The sequence below is a fragment of the Crocosphaera sp. Alani8 genome (assembly GCF_038442745.1).
In the GTDB taxonomy this organism is placed as follows: Bacteria; Cyanobacteriota; Cyanobacteriia; order Cyanobacteriales; family Microcystaceae; genus Crocosphaera.
This window is the reverse complement of record NZ_JARVCN010000225.1, coordinates 24,987-33,357: the sequence shown is the minus strand read 5'-3', so window position 1 is coordinate 33,357 and position 8,371 is coordinate 24,987. Positions and strand designations below refer to the sequence as shown.

The following is an 8,371-nucleotide window of genomic DNA, read 5'->3' as shown; positions in this document are numbered from 1 at the left end:
CTTTGTCCCCTAACTTTCGGCGAGTCCCCCCAGACTTTTTGAGAAGCTTCATTATACTTCTTATTTGTCTCAATCTTATTTGAATTAACTATACCTCCCGTTGTGAAAACGGGAGATGTTTAGTGTTGTTTTAAATCTCTTGAGGGTTGACGGGGAAATAGAATTCAATTCCTTGATCGATTAGATGCTGATTATTAGCTAAAATTTCTTTTTTAAAGTTCCAAGCCAACACATAATAAATATCAGGAAGTTGAGTTAATTCTTTTTCAATCACAATAGGAATGTGCATTCCAGGGGAATAAAGTTCCCGTCGCAGTTCGTTTTTTTCCACCAAATAATCTAAGTATTGTGTTCCCACACCAAAGTAATTTAACATGGTATTCCCCTTAACTGGTGCGCCAAAACCCCAAACAGTTTTATTGTCTTTTTTTGCTTTATCTAAATAAGCTAAATTATCAGTTTTCATCTGTTCGATACGCTTAGCAAAATCTAAATAAGTAGAGAATTGGTTACTTTTTTCTTCTAATTCTGCTTGACGCATTTTTTCGAGGCGATCGCTTGCTACTTTCTGTCCTTGATGAGTAACAAAACCAATAATTGATCCGCCGTGAATGGGAGATAAATAGGCATCGAACATGGATAAACCGTGACGATTTAATAACACTTCAATGGTGTTAAGGTTATAGTATAAAAGATGTTCGTGATAAATTTGATCGAAGGCTAAATTATCAACAATGCGCTTCATATAAAGGAATTGTACGACAAAAACACCATTATCCTTTAATGCTTCTCTAATCCCTTCTGTGACGGAATGGAGTTCTTCTAAATGGAAAAACACCCCGGCTGCGTTGATCGCATCAAATTTACGTCCTAGACTTTCTACCACATCTAAATTGAAGAAATCATTGACGGTAGGAACTCCTGCATCTTGGGCTATTTTGGCCGTAGTTTTTGATGATTCTACACCCAAAACATCGTACCCTAGTGCTTGAAAATGTTTCAGTTGTGTCCCATCGTTAGAACCGATGTCTAAAACTGACTTATTGGGGGTATCTTTAAAGAAGCGATCGTCCACTTCGTGAGCAACATTTTTGAAGTGTTGACTAAGAGATTTGGTTACTCCGGAAAGATAGGTATGATCCCCGAACATAATCTCTTTTTTAACTGTATAATCTAGCTGAACTGTACCACAATCCTGACAGTACAAAACTCGCAAGGGATAAAAAGGTTCTTTCCCAACTTGTTCTGGTTTTAAGAAATTATTACACCAAGGTTGATGTCCTAAATCAATAGCTAATTCTAAATTCGTTGAATCACAAACGCGACAAATAGTATTCAAGGTTAATGTTCTCTCCTGGGTGATGGAATATGTATTCAAGTATTAAACCATTTATGTAGATTTTTTTTTAGCATAAGTTATTTTTTTTAAGTCATGAACATAATTTTTATCAGATTTGGTTTTTGAAAAATTAAAAATCGGTAACTTATGGTTTGAAAAATTAATGATTAATTTCTTGTATATTGTTTTGTTTTTTCTAGACCAGATTCAATGAAATTATCGGAACAATTTATAGTTAAAATTATTTTCTAACTACTATTTTTTATGGTTGGGAATAGCATAGAGTGTGTGTTCTTCCATTGTTATATGATAACCTAAAGATTGTAAGAAAGGTTCTATTTCAACTAGGGAAGATTTTCCTGTTTTAACATCGGCATGAATATCGATACAGAGGTAAGGTAAATATTTTTCTAGGGTTTGTTTAGCCCCTTGTAAAGCATAGAATTCAAATCCTTCTATGTCCATTTTTATAGCTGATGGTTCCAGAGCATTTTCTGTTACATATTCGTCCAAAGTTGTCACCGAAACTTCGTAGGTTATGAATTTTTTGTTTGGCTCAAAATCATTATCTGATGCTAGTGTAGATGTGTCTGAAGCCCAAGAAGAGTCGTTATCTTGACTATATTCGATAAATTTTTCCACCCCAGGGCGATCGGAAATAGCCTGGGGAACTAAAGTAATATTGGAAAGGTTATTAAGGTTTAAAATTTTTTGTAAAATGTCTTGAGTATTTTTGGCAGGTTCAAAGGCATAAACATGACCTTTTTTGCCAACTGCTTTAGCTATGGGAAAACTAATTACTCCAAAAGCAGCCCCAACATCTAGTACAGTATCTCCATAGTTTAGATAGGAAGTTAACCACTTAGCGCAATGATTTTCAACAGAAAAATTGAGTTTTTGTTCTGCATTAGGGGATACACAATGTCGATAAACCTGTAACGGTTCAATAGGAGTTAAAAGTTCAACTCCATTGATACAACATTCTACAATACTTCCGGATTTAATCTGACTGAGTAATTCTTTAACTAACTCCCTTTTTTGATCTTTTAAAACTTGATCAAGGGCAGCTAAAATATCAATAATTCCTAAGATTCTGCGTAGTTTATTAATTAGATAATCTTTAATTGCCATAGTTGAGGTAATTTGCCTATATGGGAAAGTTTAGCTAAAGGTTCAATTATAAGACTCTTATTCCTATGTTGTAAGTTCCTGAGAAACCTTTTAGGGTAGGTTAACACAGGTATTAACTCTCTACAAGTAGGTTATTTCGGTACTTTTGTACTTTAATTTTATGGATATCGTATCATATTTTTTTGACAAAAGACTTAACTTGTGGTAAGAATGATCCCTAGTATTCAAAATACACTAATCTTCGGTAATCAAAATTTTATGAGGTTTAAATGTTTCAGTTTTAAGCAATTTGATAGACAGTTAGCATTCGTATTTTTAATAATTGTTTATTATATTATTGGTATTTATTTGATCAGTCAAACCTCTATTACTTCAGATGAGTCTGCTTATATTGGTGCTGCTTACGCTTATACTCAAGGGTTAGGATTAAATCAAGAACATCCTCTATTTTTTAAGTTAATTAATTCTCTAATTATTAGTGTATTTTATCCTGAATACAATCTTACAGTCCCTAGTATTAATATTGTTAGTGGGCAGGAAAGTATCGAAGCCCGTTTAGCGGCTTTTAATCTAGGTTATAATCTTTTGATGGAGAATCCCGAGACTTTTCATAAACTATTATTTGATTTACGGTTACCTTATTTATTTTTCAACTCTTTCATTTTTATCTGGTTATATTTATATACTTTTATATTTAAGAAATTACCGTTTAAAATTTCCATAGTTTTCCTTATTTTATATATTTTTTCCCCAAGTTTTTATAGTCATAACTTTTTAATTGCTTTCGATGTGAGTGTCAGTGTGTATGCTGTACTATCAATACTGACTTTGATGGCTATTTATCAGACAACTATTGATGGTAATCAGAAATTTTTGGAGACTCACTTTTTCATTTTTACTCTTTGCTTGTTTGTAGCACTTAATGCCAAGTTTAGTAATTTAATTTTACTCCCTATCACATTATTGACTTACTCTTTGATCAGCTTTTACTTATTCAAACAAAAGAAAATAAGCAGTCTAATTAGATTCTTAACATTAAGCATATTAAGCCTAGCTGTACAGGTAGTTTTAACTATTTTAATGTATCGTTGGGCATTTGGTAATTTACTCAATAAATCGATTATCAATAATTTTGGGGCTTATATTGACGGAATAAAGATGAATTTGAGTACAGCAGGAGGAATCAGAGAACCATTTTGGAATGGGCAATTTGTTCCTATAATTTCTTTGGAATATTTAGCTAAAATTTTTTGGTTTAAAGAAAATCCTGGTCTATTTATAATAGGACTATTTCTGATATTGATAACAGTCTATAAAATAGTTTCTGAGAAACAGGCAATCAAAAATTATATCAATAAACAAAACCTTCCTTTAATTATTTTAGCCACTGCTTATCCTCTGATTTATTTTTGGTTGATTCACGATAGCCGCAATATTATTGGTTATCGATATTTTTATCCTATTATTTTATTTGTTTATCTTTTAATCGCTAGTTTAACAGTCGTTTTGAAACATAAATGGCAAAAATACGTCTTAATATGTTCATTAACCCTTTATGTTTACTTAGGAATAGTAGGAATTTCTCAATCTTTGAGCTATGTTAACCCACTTTGGAGTCAAGAAAAATGGAAATTAACCGATGATTCAACCATTAATTGGGGACAAGAAACCGAACAAGCAGTAAAATATCTCCTAAACAACAACTTGTTGCCGAAGGATAATAACAATGCCATTACTTATCAACTTTTTGGTGTTAACATCGGTTTTGTCCAATACCTAGATTTACTAAGTAAAATACAAAGCTATTCTATTAATATTGAATCCTATTATGCCCCACCTAGATTCAATCCAGAAACAGAAATAATTGCCCAACTACCTTATCAGTATTTACTCATCGATAGCACTGTCAAACAAAAAATTTATGCTCACAAAGAAACCAACCCTATTGCTTCTGAAAATTGGAATTTTCTAATCAACATTCAACCAATTTACTCTCGAAACGATATTATTTTTGTTTATAAAATCAGCTAAATTTATCAAACTATATGACACCAAAAGACATCATAAAATCATTCAACGAATGGCTATATAAGCACCGTATTGCAGTAGGAATTGCAATCTTATATAGTGTAATAGCCTTATCACTGATGGCCCCTATGGCCTCATCAAAAATCATCAATGGAAGCTTTAATGATACTGCTTCCCATGTTGGTTATATTGCTCAAGCAAGAACAGCAATTATTGAGGGGCAATTTCCCCTAAGAGTTGCACCGGCAGAAGGCAATGGTTGGCGTTATCCAGGGTTTCAATTTTACAGTCAACTACCCTATTTTATCGGTGGTTGGTTTTATAAATTAGTTACCCCAACTAATCCTTACAAAGCTTATAAATTAGTAATTATTATTGCTTTAACTATTGGCGGATTTTATATTTACCGCTTAGGCTTTAAACTAACAAAATCACGTATCGCATCAGTTTTGGGTGGTATTACCTATATTTCTGCTCCTTATTTTTTGAACAATATTCATGCTAGAGGAGCCTTTACAGAAGCCATTGCCCAAGGTATTTTGCCCGTGGTTATATACTACGTCATACAATGCTACCTAACGGGAAAACGAAGTTATTTAATACTCAGTGCTATCAGTTGGTTCTGTTTAGCAGTTACCCATATCATCACCTTTGTTTACGGAACTTTATTTATTGCTCTTTTAGCTCTAGTTGTTGTTATTAAAACCCGAAAAACAGACTTTAGATTCACCCGTTTAATTCCGCCGCTTCAAGGATACGGTTTAGGATGGTTATTGGGATTTTATTTTCTAGCACCAGTTGTCTTTATTTCTCCCTACCTTTCCATCCGTAAACAAATCAACGTTATTAACCCTTTTGACACCAATAATTACACACCCATTGCCAACTTATTATCTCCCACCTCCTTACCCCCCGAACCCTCACAAACCGGTTTAGCCGCTACTTACGGTTTACATCCGGCGGTAGGGTGGATTTTATTAGCAGCTTGGGGCGTAACCATTTACTATCATTATTTTTCCCCCTCTTTGCCCCCCAAATTACAACAAACTCGCCCCTATATGTTAGGTTTACTGTGGGTTTTTGGGGTTGCTTTGTTTTTAACCTGGAGTCCCATAGATATTTGGAGTATTTTACCCCGTCAACTGTGGGTTACTCAGTTTACTTTCCGCTTTCTTACCCATGTAATGTGGGCTGGAGGATTGTTAACCGCTTATGCTACGGTGTTAATCTTTCGCAGAAGACTCGATCGCCGTCATTTAGTTATTGGTATCCTAGTTATTGTCTTAGCTAGTCGCCCTTGGCTTCCTCCAGCCAAAGGAACCCTAACCGTTGATCAATTAAAGCAAGAACCCCTATTTAGATACTCCGGTGCATTGGACTATCTCTACCGTCCCCCCATCCGAACTTTATACGGTAAAGCAGAACTACCCCTTCTACATCCCGGCTGGATTCCTGGGTATGGTACTTGGAACACCTTTGTTAATCATCCCCTACTATTAGAAGCGGAATTACGCTATCCTGCTTGGGAAGATGGAGAAAACCCTGTCCTTTTCATAGAAGGAGAAGTACCCCTAGAAAATATCGCCGATACTGCTACCTTAGAGGTTCAAATTGATGGCAAAGTTGTGGGTGCTTTTCCCCTCGTTTCCCGAGAATTAAAAGGTGAGGTTCCTTTTCCATCTCTCCCTGAAGAAAGCAAGGATTTTGGCTTAAAATTCGTGGTTCAAGGGGGAACTCGGGACGGCAAACCCTTAAATATTCGAGTTAAGGAACTGTTCTTAGACGGAATGTTACCCAAACATACTCTAATTCCTGTCAAGGAAACAGAAGATAACTGCCAGCAACAAGGAGTTAGTACGGTTTGTGAGATTACTGTCTCAGAAGACGCAAACATTGTCCAGTTACCGGTCTTATATTATCCCGATATGTTGAAAGTTTGGGTCAATGATCAGCGATTTTACAAAATTTCTGCGGTTCATTATCGAGACTATAATTTAACTGGAGTAGATCTCAAACCAGGAACCTACACTATTCGCTCTACATTTCATGGTTTAGCCTGGGCTAACTGGATTAGTAGTTTAGCTTGGTTAGGATTGATTGGTTTAATAATTTTGCACAATTTTAGCCGTTCTAAAAATTAATTTTTCCTCGTCTCCGAACTCTACTAGTCACGAGTTTGTTTAAACTCTCCACAGTTATTCAAGGGAAATTATGCTCACCTCCCCTAAAACCTTTCCTGTTTTTGGTTTACCAGTTCATTTATCCAATAACTACACCCATTGGCTACTACAATGTCTCGAAGAAGGTCAAGGGATTCATGTAGTCACTATCAACGCAGAAATGGCCATGCTGGCTGAAAAAGACCCTCTGATAAGTCAAATTATCAAAGAAGCGGATTTAGTTATTCCTGATGGAGCCGGTGTGGTTATTTATCTAAAAATGAGGGGACAACAACAGCAACGGTGTCCCGGAATTGAATTATCCCAATCTTTAATCGAAGCGTTGGCTAATCAAAGTCAAGAAAATGTCATCGCTTTTTATGGGGGGAAACCTGGGGTAACAGAAGCTGCCGCTACCCAATGGCGAAGCAAACTCCCTCAAATTAACATTATTACCTCTCACGGTTATCTCTCCCCAGAAGAACAAGAAACCTGGAAAAATACCTTAAAAGTACAACAACCCCGCTTAATTTTCGTGGGGTTGGGAGTTCCTCGCCAAGAGGTATGGATTCGTGAAAATAGACAATTATGCCCCCAGTCCATTTGGGTAGGAGTTGGGGGCAGTTTCGATATTTGGTCAGGTACAAAAAGTCGCGCACCAGGTTGGTTACGAAACAATAACCTAGAATGGTTATATCGTCTTTATCAAGAACCTTGGCGTTGGCGGAGAATGTTGGTGTTACCCCAATTTTTTCTTAAATCCTTTTTTTACGGTTCTTAGTGGTTTAAGCTGAGGATTTGAGTGTCTAATAGGGGCTTTTCTCCAATGCTAGGATCTAATCTCACTGATTGCAGTAACTGTCTCAGTTCTTGAGATGCTTGATAATCTTGGGGTTGCGATCGCTTAATTGTGGCTAAAGCGTCTAGTTTTTCGTGCCAAAGATCGTGAGTTTCATAAAGTTGGATTCTCTGTTCCGATGTAGCGGTTGCCAGTTGTTGTTGTTGATTAGAATCGAGAACAACTGGTTGAAGTAACCCTTCGACTACAATATCATCGGCTCGATCGCCTTGGTTACAAATTACCGATAAATACCAATGGTAACTACTATTGGGGTTAGTGGTAGAAACATCAGGAACTGCACCCAATTTTAAGCCCATAATTCCCGCCCTTCCTTTACCAGAGAAGGTTTGTTTTTCGATTAACTCATCTTGGGGACCGCGTAAAACGAATTCTATCTCTATGTTGGCTGCAATAGCTGGTACAGAAAAGTATAAAGTGGGGGAAGACGTTGTGGTTTTACCTTGGAGATTTTCAGGAATTAAAGCAACCAATTCTTGAGGATTAAAGTTACACTGGCTATCATTGCGACTGGCTGCTGGTTTGCGTCTTTGTGGTGCTTGAACAATTTCTTCATTCTCATTGTTCTCATCATCTTTACTATCTTGAGGCGTAGTTAGACTCCGACTTGCACCCCCTTTACGTCGGTCAGGAATACTACCTACGATGGATTCTTCTTCTTCGTTACTATTGCCATCGTTATTTGTATTTGTGGTTTGGGTAAGCCCTATATTAGGAAAAGATAGTAAAGCGAGGGTAACTAAAGTCATTACCCTTGTGGTGATTTTAATAGATTTCTGATTAAGCATGACTTTAATGTCCTTATTAATTACTATAGTTGCTGACAATTTCTGAAATAATTGGGTGCTAACACTA

6 protein-coding genes are annotated in these 8,371 nt (G+C 36.1%); 3 read left to right on the top strand and 3 right to left on the bottom strand.

The genetic code is table 11. The features are described 5' to 3' along the window. Window positions 1-130: 130 nt before the first annotated feature. Both P9B04_RS13685 and P9B04_RS13680 read right to left on the bottom strand, forming a co-directional pair. On the bottom strand, window positions 131-1,339 hold the full coding sequence (locus P9B04_RS13685) for a class I SAM-dependent methyltransferase (protein ID WP_342055545.1): 1,209 nt from the start codon (window positions 1,337-1,339) through the stop codon (window positions 131-133). 255 nt (window positions 1,340-1,594) lie between these two features. Then, the gene (locus P9B04_RS13680) at window positions 1,595-2,470 is read right to left on the bottom strand and encodes an FkbM family methyltransferase (RefSeq protein WP_342055542.1); all 876 of its coding nucleotides are present in this window, start codon (window positions 2,468-2,470) and stop codon (window positions 1,595-1,597) included. 258 nt (window positions 2,471-2,728) lie between these two features. Between P9B04_RS13680 and P9B04_RS13675 the strand changes: the two genes are divergently transcribed. The 3 genes from P9B04_RS13675 to P9B04_RS13665 all read left to right on the top strand — a co-directional run bounded on the left by P9B04_RS13675 (window position 2,729) and on the right by P9B04_RS13665 (window position 7,438). Continuing rightward, complete coding sequence (locus tag P9B04_RS13675) at window positions 2,729-4,501, top strand: hypothetical protein (protein WP_342055544.1); 1,773 nt, start codon at window positions 2,729-2,731, stop codon at window positions 4,499-4,501. 14 nt (window positions 4,502-4,515) lie between these two features. Next, window positions 4,516-6,639, top strand: a complete 2,124-nt coding sequence (locus P9B04_RS13670) for a 6-pyruvoyl-tetrahydropterin synthase-related protein (protein ID WP_342055541.1) — start codon at window positions 4,516-4,518, stop codon at window positions 6,637-6,639. 70 nt (window positions 6,640-6,709) lie between these two features. Next, the gene (locus tag P9B04_RS13665) at window positions 6,710-7,438 is read left to right on the top strand and encodes a WecB/TagA/CpsF family glycosyltransferase (protein ID WP_342055540.1); all 729 of its coding nucleotides are present in this window, start codon (window positions 6,710-6,712) and stop codon (window positions 7,436-7,438) included. Here the strand turns inward: P9B04_RS13665 and P9B04_RS13660 are convergent. Further along, window positions 7,435-8,304 (bottom strand): DUF928 domain-containing protein, encoded by an 870-nt coding sequence (locus P9B04_RS13660; RefSeq protein ID WP_342055539.1) that lies wholly within the window; start codon window positions 8,302-8,304, stop codon window positions 7,435-7,437. The genes P9B04_RS13665 and P9B04_RS13660 overlap by 4 nt on opposite strands. Window positions 8,305-8,371: the final 67 nt, after the last annotated feature.